We start from the raw sequence: 16,809 nt of genomic DNA, 5'->3' as shown, positions 1-16,809 counted from the left end.
TCGTCATGAAGGTTCAAGCCCAGATTGAAGACAAGTTGCAGGCGTTGGAGCCTGTGTTTCTAGCGATCGAAAATGAAAGTCATGCTCATGCGGTGCCAGCAAATTCAGAGACACACTTCAAGGTGACGGTGGTGTCCTCTCATTTTGACGGTGTGTTGCCGGTCAAGCGTCATCAGCAGATTTACGCGCTGGTCGCTGATGAGCTAGCCGGTCCAGTGCATGCATTGGCGCTGCATCCTTACACGCCTGTTGAGTGGGAAGCGCGTGGTGCAATGCGCCCCGACTCACCGAACTGTAAGGGCGTCGGCGCGTGACCAACGAGCTACATCGTCTGCAATATCTTGATGCGATGGGGCTGACGGCTTGGGTGCCGCGCTATCATCTGCCCAATGCGCGGCCCAGTGAAACAGCCAGCTGGCCTGACGTTGCGGTGGATACGTTGCCGAGCAAGGAGGCGGCGCCGGTGCTGGCACCGCGTGAACAACTTCAGGCGCTGTTAGACACCCGCGCGGCAGCTCTCCCTGATAAATCGTTGGAGGGCGCACCTCGACCAGAAGTTAGTGTCGGCGCAAAAACGCCGCGCCCTGAGCAGCCAGAGGCGCCTCCCGCCCAGGTTCAGGTTCAGGGTCAGGCTCAAGCGGAAGTTCAGCCCCAGGCCCATTGGCATTTCAGTATGCAGCTGGGCTGTGTGGGAGAGCGTTGGCTGGTGGTAGTGCCTGGTGAGCAGGTGCTAGCTGATAGGGAATTGCGGTTGCTGGGTAACCTGTTTGCTGCGGCTGGTATTGCCCTTGCGCACCGCCCAGTGCTTGAAACTTATCGTTGGCCGCCATTGCAGGAGAGTTCGCTCCAAACGGTTAGCGAAAATCCTGCTCAAGATGCGCGAGATGGGCTTTGTGCATTCCTTAGTGGCCGAGAGCGAATGGGTTGGAAGACGCCTCGGCAGGTGCTTGTATTTGGCATGAATAAAATGCTTGAGGCGCTGCTGGCCTGCGAAGACAACCACAGCGCAACGCTTGATGTTCCCGTATGGCAGGGGCCTGAGCTTGACGCTCTTAGCATTAGCGCAGAGGAAAAGCGTGCGCTATGGCCCCGTTTGGCTGATTGGCAGGCTGCTCAGTATGAATGATAAAAGCCCGATGGCTCATCCTGCTATGCTGATATGTTCGTTGGGTGAAAACGAGTTAAGTGCGCTTCTGGCATTGGACGAAGCTTGCTCGTCGGTGGCTTGGAGTGAGGCGCAGTGGGTGGCGGTACTGGCCGATGCAGAGTTGGCGAAAGGCAATACATCTGTTCTTGGTATCTGGCATGAGCAGCAATTAGCAGGGTATGCCGTGGTGGTTAACCTTGGCTGGGATGCTGAGTTACAGGCAATTACGGTGGCACCGGCATGGCGTCGGCAGGGGCTGGGTCAGCAGTTGCTGGCTGGTGTGATTGACAGCGCTGTTCGCTGGGCGAGTGAGAGGCTGTTGCTTGAAGTGCGGGCAGGCAATGCGCCCGCGCTAGCGTTGTATTATCAGGCTGGGTTTGTGCTGGATGGTATTCGCCAGCACTATTATCCGCCGCGAGAGGGTGTAGAGCGTGAGAATGCCTGCCTGATGTCGTTAAGCTTGGCCAGTAACACCTAGCTATGTAGCACGTAAACAATCAACTCGCGCTTCGCTAGGTAAGTGCTTATCAGGCAGGGTAATTCAGACCATCGCGTTGAGTCAGCTTAGCTTAGAGAGGGGTGTTCTCGTGAGACGGTGCGCTTGAGCCCAAATCCACCTCGTTGAGCTTGCCCAGCAGAGACGTCAAACGCTGATTCCAGTCTTCCTGCGCCTGTTTGAGGCGAGTATTTTCTTCACGCAGTTCCTCGACTTCCATTTTCATCAATTCCAGCGCCTCAACAGCACTGGTAACTTTTTGCTCAAGTTGATTGAAAATTTCGATGCTCATGTGTTTCTCCTGACAATGATCTGAGAGTGTGGTGGCCGCTATTTGCTCGCTACTTGCTTGAGTGGCACCTTTCAGGGGCAAAGCGTAACGCCGAGAGGCCGCCTCATCAAGCTTCAGTGATGCGTATCGGCTGTCAATAGCGGCGGTACAGCCGCCCATGGCTGTCGCCAGCCTGGGTTTCGCGATGCAGTGTCCAGTCGTTTGGCGTATCAAGTAGCAGGTCACTTTCGGTTTCTACATAGATCCATGCCTCATCTGCCAACCAGTCATTAGCTAGTGCTAAGCAGCAGGATGCGGCAAGACCTTGGCGAAAAGGTGGGTCAAGAAAAACCATATCAAACGTTTGCGGCGGGCCTGCCAGAAAACTTAGTGCGTCAGTGTTGATAACGTCAGCGCGTTGCTTGGCTATGCCCAATGTCGCCAAGTTGCTCATTAATGCGTTTGCCACCTTAACGTCGCTTTCAACCAGCAGGGTTTGGGTGGCGCCACGCGACAGCGCCTCAAGGCCTAGCGCGCCGGTGCCGGCGAAAAGATCAAGAACGCGAGCACCAGGAGCTGATGTGCCTAGCCAATTAAACAGGGTTTCACGCACGCGATCAGGCGTAGGTCGTAGGCCAGGATGATTGATGACGGGTAATAGGCGGCGTCGAAACTCACCACCAATGATGCGCAGGCGTCCACGGGTGGCCGACGCTGGTGTTGCAGCTGGCGGTTTATGGGAGCGGCGAGTACGGTTTTTGGCTAAGTGTTTTCGTGTCATTAAGAGATTGTAGCGGTCGCGTTGTCCACAGTCATGGTGCTCAGTGGTAGGATGGGCAAATTCGTTCACCCGCGAGGCAGTGATCCCGCCATGTTCGGTTTTTTAAAACGCAAGAAACATAAGGAAGATGAGGTTGCGCAGGAGGTGCAGGAGCCTGACGCGCTTGAGCAGGATGTCTCTGAACAGGCTCCGCCCTACCGACCAGAGCCAGAGCCAGAGCCAGAGCCAGAGCCAGAGCCAGGGCCAGAGCCAACCACGGCGAGTCCTTCCGTTGCAGCAAGCCCTGCCGAAATGCCTGCATCGAATGCAGGTAGCGATAAGCCAAAGAGCGAAAAGCGCGGCTGGTTCCGGCGCATGCGCGAAGGTTTGGGCAAGACGCGCGCTAATCTTTCTGATGGTGTGGCCAATATTTTCTTGGGTCGCAAGCAGATTGATGATGACTTACTGGAGGATCTTGAAACTCAGCTGTTGCTGGCTGATGTTGGCATTGAGGCTACCTCTGGCATTATTGAGCGCTTATCGGCGCGTGTTTCACGCAAGGAGCTTAATGAGCCCGAGGCGCTGTATCGGGCGCTGCAAGATGAACTTGCCACTTTGCTGGAAGGTGTTGCTCAGCCGTTGACGTTGCCGCCCAAGGGCGAAGGCCCTTTTGTCATTCTGGTGATTGGTGTTAACGGTGTGGGTAAAACGACCACCATTGGCAAGCTGACTCAGCGTTTTCAGCGCGAGGGGCGCAGTGTAATGCTGGCCGCAGGGGATACATTCCGGGCCGCAGCCGTTGAGCAGCTCAAAGTGTGGGGGGAGCGTAACAAGGTTCCGGTGATAGCTCAGCACACTGGAGCTGACAGCGCTTCGGTAATATATGATGCGCTGGCCGCCGCCCAGGCGCGTAATGTTGATGTGCTGATTGCTGATACGGCTGGCCGTTTGCACAATAAGTCACATCTGATGGAAGAGCTGAAAAAGGTGAGTCGTGTGATGGGTAAGCTGGATGTTGCTGCGCCACACGAGGTGATGCTGGTGCTGGATGCTGGCACGGGACAGAATGCGATTTCACAGGCAACAACGTTTCATGAGGCGGTGCCGATTACCGGCATCACCCTGACCAAGTTGGATGGCACCGCCAAGGGTGGGGTGATTTTTGCACTGGCCCAGCAGCTTGGTACGCCCATCCGCTTTATCGGTGTGGGCGAAGCGCTGGATGACTTGCGTCCTTTCGTTGCGCGCGAGTTTGTTGATGCGTTGTTTGATCGCGGTGATGCTGGCGAATGATTGTCTTTGAGCATGTGGGTAAGCGCTACGGTGGGCGATTTGATGCCCTTGCTGCGCTGAGCTTTCATATTCAGCGTGGCGAGATGGTGTTTCTTACCGGACATTCTGGTGCGGGTAAAAGCTCGCTGCTGCGGTTGATCATGCGTCTTGAGCGCCCTAGTCGAGGCCGAGTTCTTGTTGCTGGGCATGATATCGACACCCTGCATGCAACGCAGATTCCTTTCTACCGTCGTCAGATTGGAGTGGTATTTCAGGATCATCAACTGCTGTTTGACCGCTCTGTTTTTCATAATGTGGCCTTGCCACTGGAAATTCAGGGGATGGAGCCACGAGAGTCAGCGCGGCGGGTAAGGGCAGCGCTGGATAAAGTCGGACTTTTGCACCGTGAGCGAGCCTTGCCGATCGAGTTATCAGGCGGCGAGCAGCAGCGGGTCGGCATTGCTCGAGCAGTGGTTAATAAACCGGCGCTGCTGCTGGCTGATGAGCCTACGGGTAACCTGGACCCTCAGCTTTCCGCCGACATTATGGCGTTGTTCGAAGACTTTAACCGTATTGGCACTACGGTAATGATTGCCAGTCATGACTTGGCTTTGATTGCGCGATTACGCCATCGCACGTTGCGCCTGAGTGACGGAAGGCTGGCTGCTGACCAGGAGGCCTCATGAGTCGAGAGGCATCACAAGAACGTGGCGCGCGTAAGCAGCGCACCACAAACTCTAGTCGTTGGCGTGGCTGGGTTCGTCATCATCGCGCCATGAGTCTAGATAGCGCCTTGCGGCTGGTACGTACGCCGCTGGGTAGTTTGTTTACTATGCTGGCGATTGCGATTGCTCTAGTGCTTCCAGCAGGGCTTTGGTTAATGCTGGATGGGGCACGTCTGCTGGATGCTGAGCTGGACGCCAGTGCGACTGCGACGGTGTATCTGGCCAGTGAGGTGGATGACGAGGAAGCTAGGCGTATTCAGCAGGCGCTGGAAGCGCATGCCCAGGTTAACGCGTCACGCTTGATCACTGCCTCGCAGGGCATGGAGGAGTTTCAGCGGTCGCTAGGGCTGGAAGACTTGTTGAGCCAACTGCCTGAAAACCCGCTGCCAGCCACAATTGTACTGACACCGGTCGATCCAGAGCCGTCGGCTATGCGTCAACTTGCCGATCAGCTATCAACAGTCACTGGCGTTGATGAAGTGCGCCTCGACTTAGCCTGGCTGGATAGGCTGCGTAAGTTAGCTGAGCTCGGGCGGCGAGCAACTCTTGGGCTTGGTGTGTTATTTGGTCTTGGCGTATTACTGGTAGTGGGCAACACTATTCGTTTGGCGGTGGCGAGCCGTCGTCAGGAAATTGAAGTGGTAACCCTGATCGGAGCGACTCACGCATTCGTGCGTCGGCCTTTTCTTTATAGTGGTGCCTGGTATGGTTTCGGTGGTGGTTTGCTGGCATTAGCGTTGTTGGTGCTGGGCGGTGATTGGCTGGCTACGCCCATTAGTGATCTTGCCGCCAGCTACGGTGCTAATTATGCGTTGCCCAAGCTAGGTTGGATTGGGTCGGCAACGTTGCTGAGCTGTAGTACTATATTGGGTTGGTTAGGTGCTTGGCTGGCCGTCAGCCAGCATTTGGCAAGCATTTACCCTCGCTGATTGATGGGCGGGCACCTGCACAGTGCTGTATGAGCTTGCCATGTTAGGCGGTGTATTTTCCTAATTTGGGGAACTGAAACATTTTATTCACTGTCTTATGGTATAAGTGGTTATCAGGTTTTTTTATGAAGGAGACAATTTGCGTATGAGCACCAGTCTTCTGCCGGTTGGCAATCTTTCTCCGGGCCAGGATCTTAACGGTTATATTCGTACAGTAAATGGTATTTCGATGCTGACGGATGACGAAGAGCGCGAGTTGGGTTTTCGTCTGTTTAATGAGGGTGACTTAGAGGCGGCGCGTCGTCTGGTTATGTCACATCTGCGTTTTGTTGTTTATGTCGCGCGTAGCTATAACGGTTATGGCTTGGCTCAGGCTGACCTGATTCAAGAAGGTAATATAGGCTTGATGAAGGCGGTCAGGCGCTTTGACCCTAATCAAGGGGTGCGCTTGGTGTCTTTTGCCGTACATTGGATCAAATCAGAAATTCATGAGTTCGTGTTGCGTAACTGGCGCATTGTTAAAGTGGCCACGACCAAGGCGCAGCGTAAGCTGTTTTTTAATCTGCGTGGGGCAAAAAAGCGCCTGTCGTGGATGAATAGTGATGAAGTAGACGCCATTGCCAAAGATCTCGACGTTAAACCTGAGGTGGTGCGCGAGATGGAAAGTCGTCTTGCTGCCCATGATGCGGGTTTTGATGGCGCGCCGGATGACGATGAGGAATCGTCTTATCGCGCGCCTGCGTACTTTTTGGATGATGCCAGTCAGGATCCCGCTTTGATGGTGGAAGAAAGTGACTGGGAAGAGGATTCTTCAACTCGTCTGCAGCGGGCGTTGAGTGAGCTGGATGAGCGTTCGCGGGATATTCTGCAATGCCGTTGGTTAAGCGATAACAAATCGACTTTGCACGAGCTGGCTGAGATGTATGGGGTATCTGCTGAGCGAATTCGTCAGATTGAGAAGAATGCCATGAATAAGGTTCGCGCCAGCATCGGTGAACTTGAGGCGGCCTGATGGGCGTTAAACGTGAACCAGAATAATGCGGTGAGTTGGTAGAATATTTAGTCAGTTACAATCAATCGCCCCGGTCTCTGGCCGGGGCGATTGTGTTGGTGCCGGGTGCCAGCTGGCATAACCTCTCTGGCTTAAGCTTAGGCTTAGGCTTACCGAGAGCTTAGTAGCTGGGCGGCTAGTAGTGACCACTGTTCATTCCAGTGTTCGGTCGGGCGGCGGCGAAAGTCGCTACGCACATACTGTGAGATGCGTCCTTCCAGTACGGCTACCATTAAGTTGGCCGTGGCCGACACCGTTGCTTGGGTGCGTTGCCCCTGGTGCAACTCTGCTTCGCGAAGTACCTGCTTGAGCTGGGTTTCTAGTCGCTCAAATAGCTGGTTAATTCGCTGTCTGAGGCGTTCGGTTTCACCGGTAAGCACATCGCCGCCGAGTAAGCGCGATAGGCCAGGGTTCTTCTCGGTAAAGCCTAATACCAGCATCATGATGTGTTGACAGCGATCTAGCGCGTCGTGGTGCTCATCAAGAATGCGAGTAATACGTTCAAATAGCGCGTGTTCGATGAACTCAATTAACCCTTCGAACATCCGTGCTTTACTAGGAAAGTGGCGGTAAAGCGCTGCCTCAGAAACACCGACTTGGCGTGCTAGTGCGGCAGTGGTGATGCGTTTGCCGCTGTCTTCTTCCAGCATTTGCGCCAACCCTTGTAGGATCAGCTGTTGGCGATTGGTCGGTGTTGGCTGGGTCATGGTGTGCTCAAGCGTTGGTTGTTGGGCTGGCGTTGGTAATTAGCGTGCCGACCCCAGCATTCGTGAAGATTTCCAGCAGGGTAGAATGGGGCACTCTGCCGTCAATAATGTGGGCGCTGGCTACGCCACCTTTTACCGCATCCAGTGCGCAGCTGATCTTGGGCAACATGCCGCCGTAAATGGTGCCGTCAGCAATCAGGCTATCCACCTGGCTGGTGGATAGCCCTGTCAGTACTTCGCCGCTGGCATCCATCAGGCCGGCAACGTTAGTCAGCAGCATTAGCTTTTCAGCATTCAGTGCTTCGGCAAGCTTGCCGGCGACCAAGTCGGCATTGATGTTATAGCTGTTGCCAGCGCCATCGACGCCAATTGGTGCTATGACCGGAATGAAGTGCTGGGCAGCAAGCATTTCTATTAGGTCGGTCGAAATACTTTCGACGTCACCGACATGGCCTATATCGATAATTTCAGGCGCCGTCATTTCGGGGCTCTGGTGTTTGACCTGTAGCTTGCGGGCGCGAATCTGGGCGCCATCTTTACCTGTCAGGCCAATGGCTTTACCACCGCACTGGTTGATCAAGTTGACGATGCCTTTGTTGACCAGGCCGCCAAGCACCATTTCTACCACGTCCATGGTGCGCGAGTCGGTAACACGCATGCCGTCAACAAAGCGCGACTCGATATTGAGCTTTTCCAGTAAGCTGCCAATCTGTGGCCCACCGCCATGCACTACTACCGGGTTGATACCAACCTCTTTCATTAGCACGATGTCACGGGCAAAGGAGTCGATCAGGGTATCTTCGGTCATGGCGTTGCCACCATACTTGACCACCACAGTTTTTCCTGAGAAGCGCTGAATGTAGGGTAGTGCCTCGGAAAGCACTTCCACTACCAGGCGGGGATCACGGGTTGAATCGGTCATCTTGGGTTCCTGTTGTGCGAACAATGCGGCAAAAGCGCTTAGTGTGGCAGCTCAAGCTCGGGAGCGATTTTTCCTAAAGCATCGGCAAAGCGCTGGCGAATGCGTTCTAGCGCAGCCTGATTGCGACCTTCGAAACGCAAGACAAGTACCGGTGTAGTGTTTGATGCCCGGCATAGACCCCAGCCGTCAGGGTAGTCTACTCGGATGCCATCGAGGGTCGTTTTGACGCCATCGTCGCCGAAGTCGCCTTCTTGGGCTAGCTTGGTGACGAGGTCAAACTTATTGTCGTCAGTGACCTCGATGTTGATTTCCGGTGTGCCGATATCCTGGGGGTAGTTGGCGAAAAATGCATCAGCATCAAGGGGTTGGTGTGAAAGAATCTCTAGCAAGCGGGCCGCTGCATAGAGGCCGTCATCAAAGCCCAGCCAGCGTTCTTTGAAGAAAATATGCCCACTCATTTCGCCAGCCAGTAGGGCGCCGGTTTCTTTCATGCGCGCTTTGATCAATGAGTGGCCGGTGCGCCACATTTCTGGCGTGCCACCGGCTTTAGCGATCACTTTGGCTAAGTTGCCGGTGCATTTCACATCAAAAATAACCTGAGCACCTGGGTTGCGCTTTAGCATGTCTTCGGCGAAGGCCATTATCAGGTGATCAGGGTAAATCATCTTGCCTTGTGGCGTAATGACGCCAAGGCGGTCACCATCGCCGTCGAAGGCTAAGCCGATGTCGGCGCCGTTGCGTTTCACTTCGCGGATCAGGTCTTGTAGGTTTTCGGGTTTGCCTGGGTCTGGGTGATGATTAGGAAAGGTGCCATCAATATCGGCGAACAGGGGGATGGTATCTGTCCCTAAGCGGCTGACCAATGCGGGGCCTAGCTCGCCAGCAACACCGTTGCCGCAGTCCACGACTGCCTTGAGTGGGCGGGCTAGGCTGACATCGCTGAGAATGCGTTCGAGGTAGGCTTCGCGTACGTCAGTATGGCTGACGTTGCCCGTGCCTTTGCTCAGGTCGTGCTGCTCTAGGCGGCGATATAAGTTGGTGATGGCTTCGCCCGATAGCGTCTCACCGGCTAATACAATCTTGAAGCCGTTGTAGTTCGGCGGGTTGTGGCTGCCGGTGACCATGACCCCAGAGCTGGTGCCTTCAAGAATATGCGTGGCAAAGTACAGCACAGGGGTAGGGACCATACCAATGTCCACTACGTCGCAGCCGGCGGCATTGAGCCCACGTGTCAGGGCTTCCAGCATGCGTGGGCCAGACAAGCGGCCATCGCGCGCAACAACAATGCGTGTTTCACCCCGTGCGAGGGTTTCGCTGCCGATGGCGCGACCGATGCCTTCAACACCGGCATCGGTGAGGGTGTCATCAACGATGCCGCGAATGTCATAAGCGCGGAAGATCGAGGCAGGAGCGGGGCTTGCTGAAACGGCTGTCATGGTGTTGTCCTGAGGTTGTGCGGGTGCCATCGGGTTGAGAGGGTGAGGCGGGTTAATGGCGGCCAGAGCTGCCAAATCCACCATTGCCGCGCTCGCTGGATTCAAACTCATCAACGACCTCAAGAGTGGCCTGAACCACAGGCACTAGCACGTATTGGGCCAAGCGCTCGAATGGTTCTAGCGTGAACGTGGTAATGCCACGGTTCCATACTGAGATCATAAGCTCGCCTTGGTAGTCAGAGTCGATCAGGCCAACTAAGTTGCCTAGGACGATACCGTGCTTGTGGCCCAGGCCGGAGCGAGGCAGAACCAGCCCTGCCAGCCCTGGGTCAGCGATGTGGATCGCAAGGCCGGTGCGCACCAGCTGGCAGTCGCCAGGCTCTAGTGTTAGAGGGGCGTCTAACAGGGCGTGAAGGTCCATGCCTGCTGAGCCGTCGGTCGCATAGCGTGGCAGAAACTCACGGGCGCGATCATCGAGCAGTTTGACGGCGAGGCGGGGGCGTTCAGTAGGCATTGACATGACAATTTTTCCTGAAATTCGAGACTAGTTTTTGCTGATTGTTTGCTGAATGAGGGCTTGATGAAGAATCGTTCTGGCCAGCTCGATCTTAGGTTGTGGTGGAAGCTCTTGGCGACTCTCTTTGCCTGTGCTGTCACGCCAGAGCAGTAGGGCGGCATTGTTATCGACGCCAAAGCCCAGCCCTGTCAACGACACATCATTAGCCACCACCATATCGAGATTTTTTCGCGTCAGTTTATCTCTAGCATAGTCTTCAAGGTCGCGTGTTTCAGCGGCAAAGCCAACCATGTAAGGGCGGTTTTGGCCGCGAGGGCGCTGTGCAATAGCCGCGATGATGTCAGGGTTTTTAATCAGGCGTAGCGTGAGGCCGTCTTCGCCAGCACGCTTTTTGAGCTTATGCTCAGCAGGTGCTTCGGCGCGATAGTCGGCTACTGCGGCGCAGCCAATAAACACATCGGCCTCACTGGCAAACTGTTCGGCGGCGTTGGCCATTTCAACAGCCGTTTCTACCTCTACGCGGTGCGCGCCGGTTGGCGTGGGGAGGCTGACCGGGCCGCTAATCAGGGTTACCTTGGCACCTAGCTCGAGAGCTGCGGTCGCCAAGGCGTAGCCCATTTTTCCTGAGCTATGATTGGAAAGGTAGCGCACAGGGTCTAGGGGTTCACGCGTTGGCCCAGCAGTAATCACGATGTGCTGTTTGTGGGCGGAGGTTTCGGCTAGTACGACGCGTTGGTGTAATACCGAAAAGATCGCCTCTGGTTCCAGCATACGCCCTGGGCCAATGTCGCCGCAGGCTTGTTCGCCGCTATCTGGTCCGAGCAGTTGCCAGCCATCTTGGCGCAGCTGTTGGGCATTGCGGGCAGTGGCTGGTTGTGCCCACATAGCTTGATTCATCGCGGGCGCCATGATTTTTTGCGCTGGACTAGCCAAACACAGGGTGGTGAGCAGGTCATCGGCGTGACCGTGAGCCAGGCGCGCCATTAGATCAGCCGTGGCTGGCGCAATGAGGATGGTGTCGGCCCAGCGTGCCAGCTCGATATGCCCCATGCCAGCCTCTGCCTCAGGGTCCAGCAGAGAGGTGCGTACAGCCTCGCCTGTCAGCGCCTGCAGCGTTAAGGGCGTAATGAACGCCTGAGCCCCTTGGGTCATCACCACGCGCACCTGATGGCCGTTTTGCTTGAGCAGGCGAGCCAATTGAGCGGATTTGTAGGCGGCAATGCCGCCGCTAATGCCGAGCAGGATGCGACGGCTAGAGGCTGATGACATGGCAATATCCGGAAGCAATTCAAAGCGCCTACCTTACCATTTGGTGTGGGTCTTGCGTAGCGGCTCCCGTTGGAAGCGGGGCACGATGCCCAATCTTGCTGGTACCTTGTTGTTTAGCCATTGCCACGCGTTGTTACGAGAGCTGTCTACACTGTAGGTGGGATATGGTGTTGCGCTATTGCTGGGACGGCAAAGCGGCAAAGCGGCAAGGAGGCAAGGAGGCTGAGAATGTCGATACGAGACTGGCCGGAGGGCGAGCGCCCACGGGAGAAGCTGTTGTCGTTAGGGGCTGAGGCGTTATCAGATGCTGAGTTGCTGGCGATCTTTCTGCGTGTGGGGGTGAAAGGGCGTTCAGCCGTGGATCTGGCTCGGGATTTATTGCTTGATTTTGAGAGTCTCAGAGGGTTGCTGGAGGCCAGTCGTAAGCGCTTTTGTGCGGCTCATGGAATTGGAGAGGCGACCTATGTGCAGCTGCAGGCCGTGTTAGAGATGTCGCGCCGTCATCTGGCCTGTCAGCTGGCGCGGGGTGACGCGCTAACGTCGCCAGCGTTGGTGCGTGCTTATTTGGCATCTCGGCTTCGGCATTTGGGGCATGAGGAATTTGCGGCCCTGTTTCTGGATACTCAGCATCATGTGTTGCGTTTTGAGTCGCTGTTTCGCGGTACGCTAGATAGCGCATCGGTATATCCCCGTGAGGTGGTGCGTCGGGCGCTGGACCTTGGAGCGGGTGCGATAATTTTTGCACACAATCACCCTTCTGGTGTGGCTGAACCAAGTGATGCGGATCGACGAATTACCGACCGATTGAAAGACGCGTTGGGGCTATTTGATATCCGAGTGTTGGATCACTTTGTCATTGGTGATGGTGAAGTGGTGTCTTTTGCAGAGCGAGGCCTGCTATAATACCGCACGATTGCTTGTCAGGCCCGGCCGTCTCTGGTATAAAGTGCAGCCTTTGAATTCCCTTGGGTCAAATTACGCGGGATTGCCCCGGTTTGCCCGACAGGTTTTGAACACTAGCAGGTAGCGATACCTGGCCAAGCGGTTGGAGGCTCTCATGTCCAAAGTATGTCAGGTTACCGGCAAGCGCCCGGTAACTGGTAATAACGTTTCACACTCCCAGCGCAAGACGCGTCGTCGTTTCTTGCCGAACCTTCACCAGCATCGTTTCTGGGTGGAGTCAGAGAATCGCTTCGTCAAGCTGCGCGTTTCTTCTAAGGGAATGCGGGTCATTGATAAGAAGGGCATTGATGCAGTGCTCAGCGACCTTCGCAAGCGTGGCGAAAAAGTCTAAGCATTCGTTCAGGGAGAAGACTCATGCGTGACAAGATTAAGTTGGTGTCTAGTGCCGGTACAGGCCACTTTTATACCACCGACAAGAACAAGCAAAACACTCCGGATAAGTTGGAATTTAAGAAGTATGATCCGGTAGTGCGTAAGCATGTGATGTACAAGGAAGCCAAAATCAAGTAAACCGCTCTTTGCGGTAGCTTGGATCGCTTCTGCCGCAGGTTCTGCCTGCTCAAGAACCCGGCCATTGGTCGGGTTCTTGCGTCTGGAGCCGTACCTCCTTTGTTTGGCGTGCCTCAATGCCTGAATTACCTGAAGTCGAAACCACCCGCCGTGGTATCGCGCCCTATGTAGAAGGGCGCGAAGTGCGTGAGGTGTTGGTGCGTCAGTCGCGCTTGCGCGTACCGGTGCCTGAAGATTTGAGTGACCGATTAGTTGGCGCTCGTCTGGGTGACATCACTCGGCGCGCCAAATATCTACTCATACCGGTGGCGCGCCAAGGTGCTTTATTATGGCATCTTGGTATGTCGGGCAGTTTGCGAATCGCACAACTTGGTGAGCTGCCGAAAAAACACGACCATGTCGATTTGGTGCTGGATAATGGCATGATATTGCGTTATCACGACCCGCGACGTTTTGGTTTTGTTGATTGGCTTGAGGGTGATATTAGTACGGACCGTCGGCTGGCACGTCTTGGTCCTGAACCGCTGTCTGATGTTTTCGATGGCGAGCGGCTTTATGCGCTGTCGCGAGGTCGGAAGCGAGCGGTCAAGCCGTTCGTTATGGATAATGCGGTAGTGGTCGGCGTGGGCAATATTTATGCCGCAGAAGCCTTGTTTCTGGCTGGCATTGACCCGCGTCGTGCGGCTGGGCGCGTGTCCCGAGAGCGTTATATGGCGTTGGCTGAGGCGATTCGTGATGTACTGGCTGCAGCGATTACGCAAGGTGGTACTACTCTGCGTGATTTTGTTAGCGGTACTGGCGAGCCAGGCTATTTTTCCCAGCAGCTTAATGTTTATGGTCGAGATGGCCAGCCCTGCCGGCAGTGCGGCGCCGAGCTACGACTTGTGACGCTGGGTCAGCGGGCCAGTGTTTACTGTGGCGAATGCCAGACTTGAACAGCAGCGATTGCGGTACTGACGTCAGTAATGATGAAACCCCGCGCTAACTGCTCCAATGAATTTGCGAGACCTATCATGACCCAACGCACCCTACGCTTGAAAAAAGACGCCGACCGTCGCCTGAAACACGGTCATCTGTGGCTTTATTCTAATGAAATTGATATTGCCGTGACGCCGCTCAAGAACTTTGTGCCGGGCGAGCAAGTGGTTGTGGAGGCGGCCAACGGCCGGCCCATGGGTGTTGCCTATGTTAACGGTCAATCGCTGATTTGTGCGCGTCTTGTTTCCCGTGATCCGGCCATGATGCTTGACCGCTCCTTACTGGTACACCGCTTGAAGCAAGCCTTGTCGTTGCGTCAGCGTTTTTTCGACAAGCCATTTTATCGACTGGTGAATGGCGAAGGTGATTTGCTGCCAGGTTTGATCATTGATCGTTACGATGATGTGCTGGTTTTGCAGCTAAATACTGCGGGTATGCACGCTCTGTTAGAGCCGCTGCTGGATGCGCTGGACAAAGTTGTCTCACCCAGCTGTGTAGTGCTGCGTAATGACACCGGGGGCCGCCGCCAAGAAGGTCTGGAGCTGGGTGTCGAGGTGGTGAAGGGTGAATTGCCCGAGCAGGTGTTGCTGGAAGAGAATGGTGTGCGTTTCTGTGCGCCGTTGCTGAGTGGTCAGAAGACAGGCTGGTTCTATGATCACCGTGCCAACCGAGCTTGGCTCAATGGCTTAGTGGCCGGCAAGCGCGTGTTAGACGTATTCAGCTACATTGGTGGTTGGGGTGTGCAGGCTGCTGCCAATGGTGCTCGTGAAGTTCTTTGTGTGGACTCCAGTGCCAAGGCGTTGGACCAGGTGGCTGCTAATGCCGCGCTTAACGGGGTGGAAGCACAGGTGTCGGTTAGCCAGGGGGATGCCTTCGAGGTTCTGGCTGCGCTTAAGGCAGAAGGCGAAGAGTTTGATGTGGTAGTTGTTGACCCGCCGGCCTTTATCAAGAAACGTAAAGACATCCCAGCGGGCGAGCGTGCCTATAGTAAGCTGAACCGTGAAGCGATGCGTTTGCTGGGTCGTGATGGTCTGTTATTGTCAGCGTCCTGCTCCATGCACCTGTCTCAGGAAAAGCTGGTTGATGTGGTGCGTGGTGCTGCTCGCCATCAGGATCGTCATGCTCAGCTGCTGTTTCAGGGCTACCAAGGGCCGGATCATCCGGTTCACCCAGCGATTCCAGAAACAGCTTATCTTAAAGCGTTGGGCGTGAGAGTTTTCCGCGACTGATATTCATCAGATATTAAGGCGTGAAATAGGCCAGTTCTGAGCTTGGAGAAAAAGGAGAGTTGCTTTCATGTATTGGGATCTGCCTTCTCCCTTTGTGATTGACCTAGTGGTTGAGGCGTCGGCTATTGACCACTTTGGCCATGTCAACAATGCTGAGTATCTCCGCTGGGTTGAGCAGGTGAGCTGGGAGCACTCCTCAGAACTGGGACTGAATTTGACCCACTACCGCAAGTTGGACCGTGCGATGGTGGTGCATCGCCATGAGCTGGACTATTTGGCTCCAGCCTTTGAGGGCGACCGGTTGCAGCTGGCCACTTGGATTGTCGCCTGTGATGCTCGGTTCACGTTGACTCGGCGGTTTCAGCTATTACGGCCAGCTGATGGGCGTGTTCTGCTGCGGGCACGTACCCGTTTTGCTTGCATTGCGCTTTCCAGTGGGCGGCCTCGGCGTTTGCCTGCTGAGTTTACGCAATGCTATGGATCCGCTCTGGTGAACGAATAACTTTGTCTTGAGACCGTGTTCGCCTTGGCTTGGGTGGCGGGGTACCATATTGGTTATTCTAACGTCCGTCAGGGTTTCGCTGTTATGACTGCATCATCTGTTACGTCCCGTGTGCTCACGGGTATTACGACAACTGGCACACCTCATTTGGGCAACTATGTCGGTGCGATTCGCCCTGCGATCCAGGCTAGCCAAGACCCTAGTGTGCAGTCCTATTATTTTCTTGCTGATTTTCATGCGTTGATCAAGTGCCAGGACCCTCAGCGGGTCAGAGAGTCACGTCTAGAGATTGCGGCAACTTGGTTGGCGCTGGGCCTAGATACTGACAACGCGATATTTTATCGGCAGTCAGATATCCCTGAAATTCCTGAGCTGACTTGGATGTTGTCTTGTGTTTGTGCCAAAGGGCTGATGAATCGCGCCCACGCGTACAAGGCATCGGTCGCTGAAAATGAAAGGGCCGGCAATCAGGACCCTGACAAAGGGGTCACCATGGGGTTGTTTGGCTATCCTGTACTGATGGCGGCAGATATTTTGATGTTCAACGCCAATAAAGTGCCGGTAGGGCGTGACCAGGTTCAGCACATTGAAATGGCGCGCGATATCGCTGGGCGCTTCAATCATTTATTCAAGAGCCAGTACTTCACACTTCCCGAAGCTGTAGTGGATGAGCAAACCCAAGTGCTTAGTGGCCTAGATGGGCGCAAGATGTCCAAAAGTTACGACAATACTATCCCGTTGTTTGTTAGTGAGAAAAAGCTGCTCAAGCTGGTGCGCAAGATTAAAACTAATTCGCTAGAGCCCGGCGAGCCTAAAGATGCGGATAGCTGCACGTTGTTTCAAATATACTCAGCGTTTGTTGATGCAGAGCAGCGAGCGGATATGCGCCGTGAATATGAAAACGGCATTGGCTGGGGAGCCGCTAAGGATCGTTTGTTTGAGGTGCTCAACACGCACTTGCGCGAGCCGCGCGAACGTTATAACGCGCTGATGGAAGACCCAGGCTATATCGAGCAAGTTCTTCAGTCAGGTGCGCAACGTGCTCGTGATGAAGCCGGCCCGACTATGGAGAAATTACGTCAAGCTGTGGGCCTAGGGCGTTTCAGTGATCTATGAGGCAGGTAA

21 protein-coding genes are annotated in these 16,809 nt (G+C 54.9%); 14 read left to right on the top strand and 7 right to left on the bottom strand.

Annotation, left to right across the window (positions count from 1 at the left end; translation table 11 throughout):
• Window positions 1-5 precede the first annotated feature (5 nt).
• Genes H616_RS0102765 through H616_RS0102755 form a run of 3 tightly spaced genes read left to right on the top strand, consistent with a single transcriptional unit; the run spans window position 6 to window position 1,625 of the window.
• On the top strand, window positions 6-314 hold the full coding sequence (locus tag H616_RS0102765; protein WP_027965991.1) for a BolA family protein: 309 nt from the start codon (window positions 6-8) through the stop codon (window positions 312-314).
• On the top strand, window positions 311-1,126 hold the full coding sequence (locus H616_RS0102760; RefSeq protein ID WP_027965990.1) for a hypothetical protein: 816 nt from the start codon (window positions 311-313) through the stop codon (window positions 1,124-1,126). Before H616_RS0102765 ends, H616_RS0102760 begins: the two co-directional genes overlap by 4 nt.
• The gene (locus H616_RS0102755; RefSeq protein ID WP_169516151.1) at window positions 1,119-1,625 is read left to right on the top strand and encodes a GNAT family N-acetyltransferase; all 507 of its coding nucleotides are present in this window, start codon (window positions 1,119-1,121) and stop codon (window positions 1,623-1,625) included. The genes H616_RS0102760 and H616_RS0102755 overlap by 8 nt, the downstream gene beginning before the upstream one ends.
• Window positions 1,626-1,716: 91 nt before the next feature.
• On the opposite strand, the gene H616_RS0102750 is transcribed toward H616_RS0102755, so the two are convergent.
• Entirely contained in the window at window positions 1,717-1,935 is a 219-nt protein-coding gene (locus H616_RS0102750) for a cell division protein ZapB (RefSeq protein ID WP_027965988.1), read from the bottom strand.
• 133 nt (window positions 1,936-2,068) lie between these two features.
• Entirely contained in the window at window positions 2,069-2,695 is a 627-nt protein-coding gene (rsmD, locus tag H616_RS0102745; RefSeq protein WP_027965987.1) for a 16S rRNA (guanine(966)-N(2))-methyltransferase RsmD, read from the bottom strand.
• A gap of 51 nt (window positions 2,696-2,746) precedes the next feature.
• Here rsmD and ftsY point away from each other — a divergent pair, with 51 nt between their 5' ends.
• The 4 genes from ftsY (at window position 2,747) to rpoH (ending at window position 6,612) form a co-directional block, all read left to right on the top strand.
• Window positions 2,747-3,967: a signal recognition particle-docking protein FtsY gene (gene ftsY, locus H616_RS0102740; protein WP_420835255.1), complete on the top strand. Its 1,221-nt coding sequence runs from the start codon at window positions 2,747-2,749 to the stop codon at window positions 3,965-3,967.
• Window positions 3,964-4,632 carry a cell division ATP-binding protein FtsE gene (gene ftsE, locus H616_RS0102735; RefSeq protein WP_027965985.1) on the top strand — a complete coding sequence of 223 codons (669 nt, stop codon included), beginning with the start codon at window positions 3,964-3,966 and terminating at the stop codon, window positions 4,630-4,632. Before ftsY ends, ftsE begins: the two co-directional genes overlap by 4 nt.
• Entirely contained in the window at window positions 4,629-5,600 is a 972-nt protein-coding gene (gene ftsX, locus H616_RS0102730) for a permease-like cell division protein FtsX (RefSeq protein ID WP_027965984.1), read from the top strand. The genes ftsE and ftsX overlap by 4 nt, the downstream gene beginning before the upstream one ends.
• A 145-nt stretch (window positions 5,601-5,745) precedes the next feature.
• On the top strand, window positions 5,746-6,612 hold the full coding sequence (rpoH, locus tag H616_RS0102725) for an RNA polymerase sigma factor RpoH (protein ID WP_027965983.1): 867 nt from the start codon (window positions 5,746-5,748) through the stop codon (window positions 6,610-6,612).
• A gap of 149 nt (window positions 6,613-6,761) precedes the next feature.
• On the opposite strand, the gene slmA is transcribed toward rpoH, so the two are convergent.
• From slmA to coaBC, 5 genes are read right to left on the bottom strand one after another with little or no spacing between them, the layout of a single operon-like run.
• A complete protein-coding gene (gene slmA / locus H616_RS0102720) occupies window positions 6,762-7,358 on the bottom strand; it encodes a nucleoid occlusion factor SlmA (RefSeq protein WP_027965982.1) in 597 nt (198 codons plus the stop codon).
• Window positions 7,359-7,365: 7 nt separating this feature from the next.
• Entirely contained in the window at window positions 7,366-8,280 is a 915-nt protein-coding gene (argB, locus tag H616_RS0102715) for an acetylglutamate kinase (RefSeq protein WP_027965981.1), read from the bottom strand.
• A gap of 38 nt (window positions 8,281-8,318) precedes the next feature.
• The gene (locus H616_RS0102710; RefSeq protein WP_027965980.1) at window positions 8,319-9,716 is read right to left on the bottom strand and encodes a phosphomannomutase/phosphoglucomutase; all 1,398 of its coding nucleotides are present in this window, start codon (window positions 9,714-9,716) and stop codon (window positions 8,319-8,321) included.
• Window positions 9,717-9,768: 52 nt separating this feature from the next.
• A complete protein-coding gene (dut, locus tag H616_RS0102705; RefSeq protein WP_027965979.1) occupies window positions 9,769-10,230 on the bottom strand; it encodes a dUTP diphosphatase in 462 nt (153 codons plus the stop codon).
• Window positions 10,231-10,260: 30 nt separating this feature from the next.
• The gene (coaBC, locus tag H616_RS0102700) at window positions 10,261-11,502 is read right to left on the bottom strand and encodes a bifunctional phosphopantothenoylcysteine decarboxylase/phosphopantothenate--cysteine ligase CoaBC (RefSeq protein WP_027965978.1); all 1,242 of its coding nucleotides are present in this window, start codon (window positions 11,500-11,502) and stop codon (window positions 10,261-10,263) included.
• 228 nt (window positions 11,503-11,730) lie between these two features.
• Between coaBC and radC the strand changes: the two genes are divergently transcribed.
• The 7 genes from radC to H616_RS0102665 all read left to right on the top strand — a co-directional run bounded on the left by radC (window position 11,731) and on the right by H616_RS0102665 (window position 16,800).
• Window positions 11,731-12,405, top strand: coding sequence for a RadC family protein (radC, locus tag H616_RS0102695; protein ID WP_027965977.1), 675 nt, complete (start codon window positions 11,731-11,733; stop codon window positions 12,403-12,405).
• A 154-nt stretch (window positions 12,406-12,559) separates the two neighbouring features.
• Window positions 12,560-12,796, top strand: a complete 237-nt coding sequence (rpmB, locus tag H616_RS0102690; protein ID WP_027965976.1) for a 50S ribosomal protein L28 — start codon at window positions 12,560-12,562, stop codon at window positions 12,794-12,796.
• Window positions 12,797-12,819: 23 nt separating this feature from the next.
• Window positions 12,820-12,975: a 50S ribosomal protein L33 gene (gene rpmG, locus H616_RS0102685; protein WP_027965975.1), complete on the top strand. Its 156-nt coding sequence runs from the start codon at window positions 12,820-12,822 to the stop codon at window positions 12,973-12,975.
• A 116-nt stretch (window positions 12,976-13,091) separates the two neighbouring features.
• Complete coding sequence (mutM, locus tag H616_RS0102680) at window positions 13,092-13,910, top strand: bifunctional DNA-formamidopyrimidine glycosylase/DNA-(apurinic or apyrimidinic site) lyase (protein ID WP_027965974.1); 819 nt, start codon at window positions 13,092-13,094, stop codon at window positions 13,908-13,910.
• 78 nt (window positions 13,911-13,988) lie between these two features.
• Window positions 13,989-15,182, top strand: coding sequence for a class I SAM-dependent rRNA methyltransferase (locus tag H616_RS0102675; protein WP_027965973.1), 1,194 nt, complete (start codon window positions 13,989-13,991; stop codon window positions 15,180-15,182).
• A 67-nt stretch (window positions 15,183-15,249) separates the two neighbouring features.
• A complete protein-coding gene (locus H616_RS0102670) occupies window positions 15,250-15,684 on the top strand; it encodes an acyl-CoA thioesterase (protein ID WP_027965972.1) in 435 nt (144 codons plus the stop codon).
• 84 nt (window positions 15,685-15,768) lie between these two features.
• Window positions 15,769-16,800, top strand: a complete 1,032-nt coding sequence (locus H616_RS0102665) for a tryptophan--tRNA ligase (RefSeq protein WP_027965971.1) — start codon at window positions 15,769-15,771, stop codon at window positions 16,798-16,800.
• The last annotated feature ends 9 nt before the right edge of the window (window positions 16,801-16,809 follow it).

Origin of the sequence: Halomonas halocynthiae DSM 14573 (genome assembly GCF_000425725.1) — a bacterium.
Lineage (GTDB): Bacteria > Pseudomonadota > Gammaproteobacteria > Pseudomonadales > Halomonadaceae > Halomonas > Halomonas halocynthiae.
The sequence above is the reverse complement of the archived record's forward strand: the minus strand, read 5'-3'. Positions and strand labels throughout refer to the sequence as shown.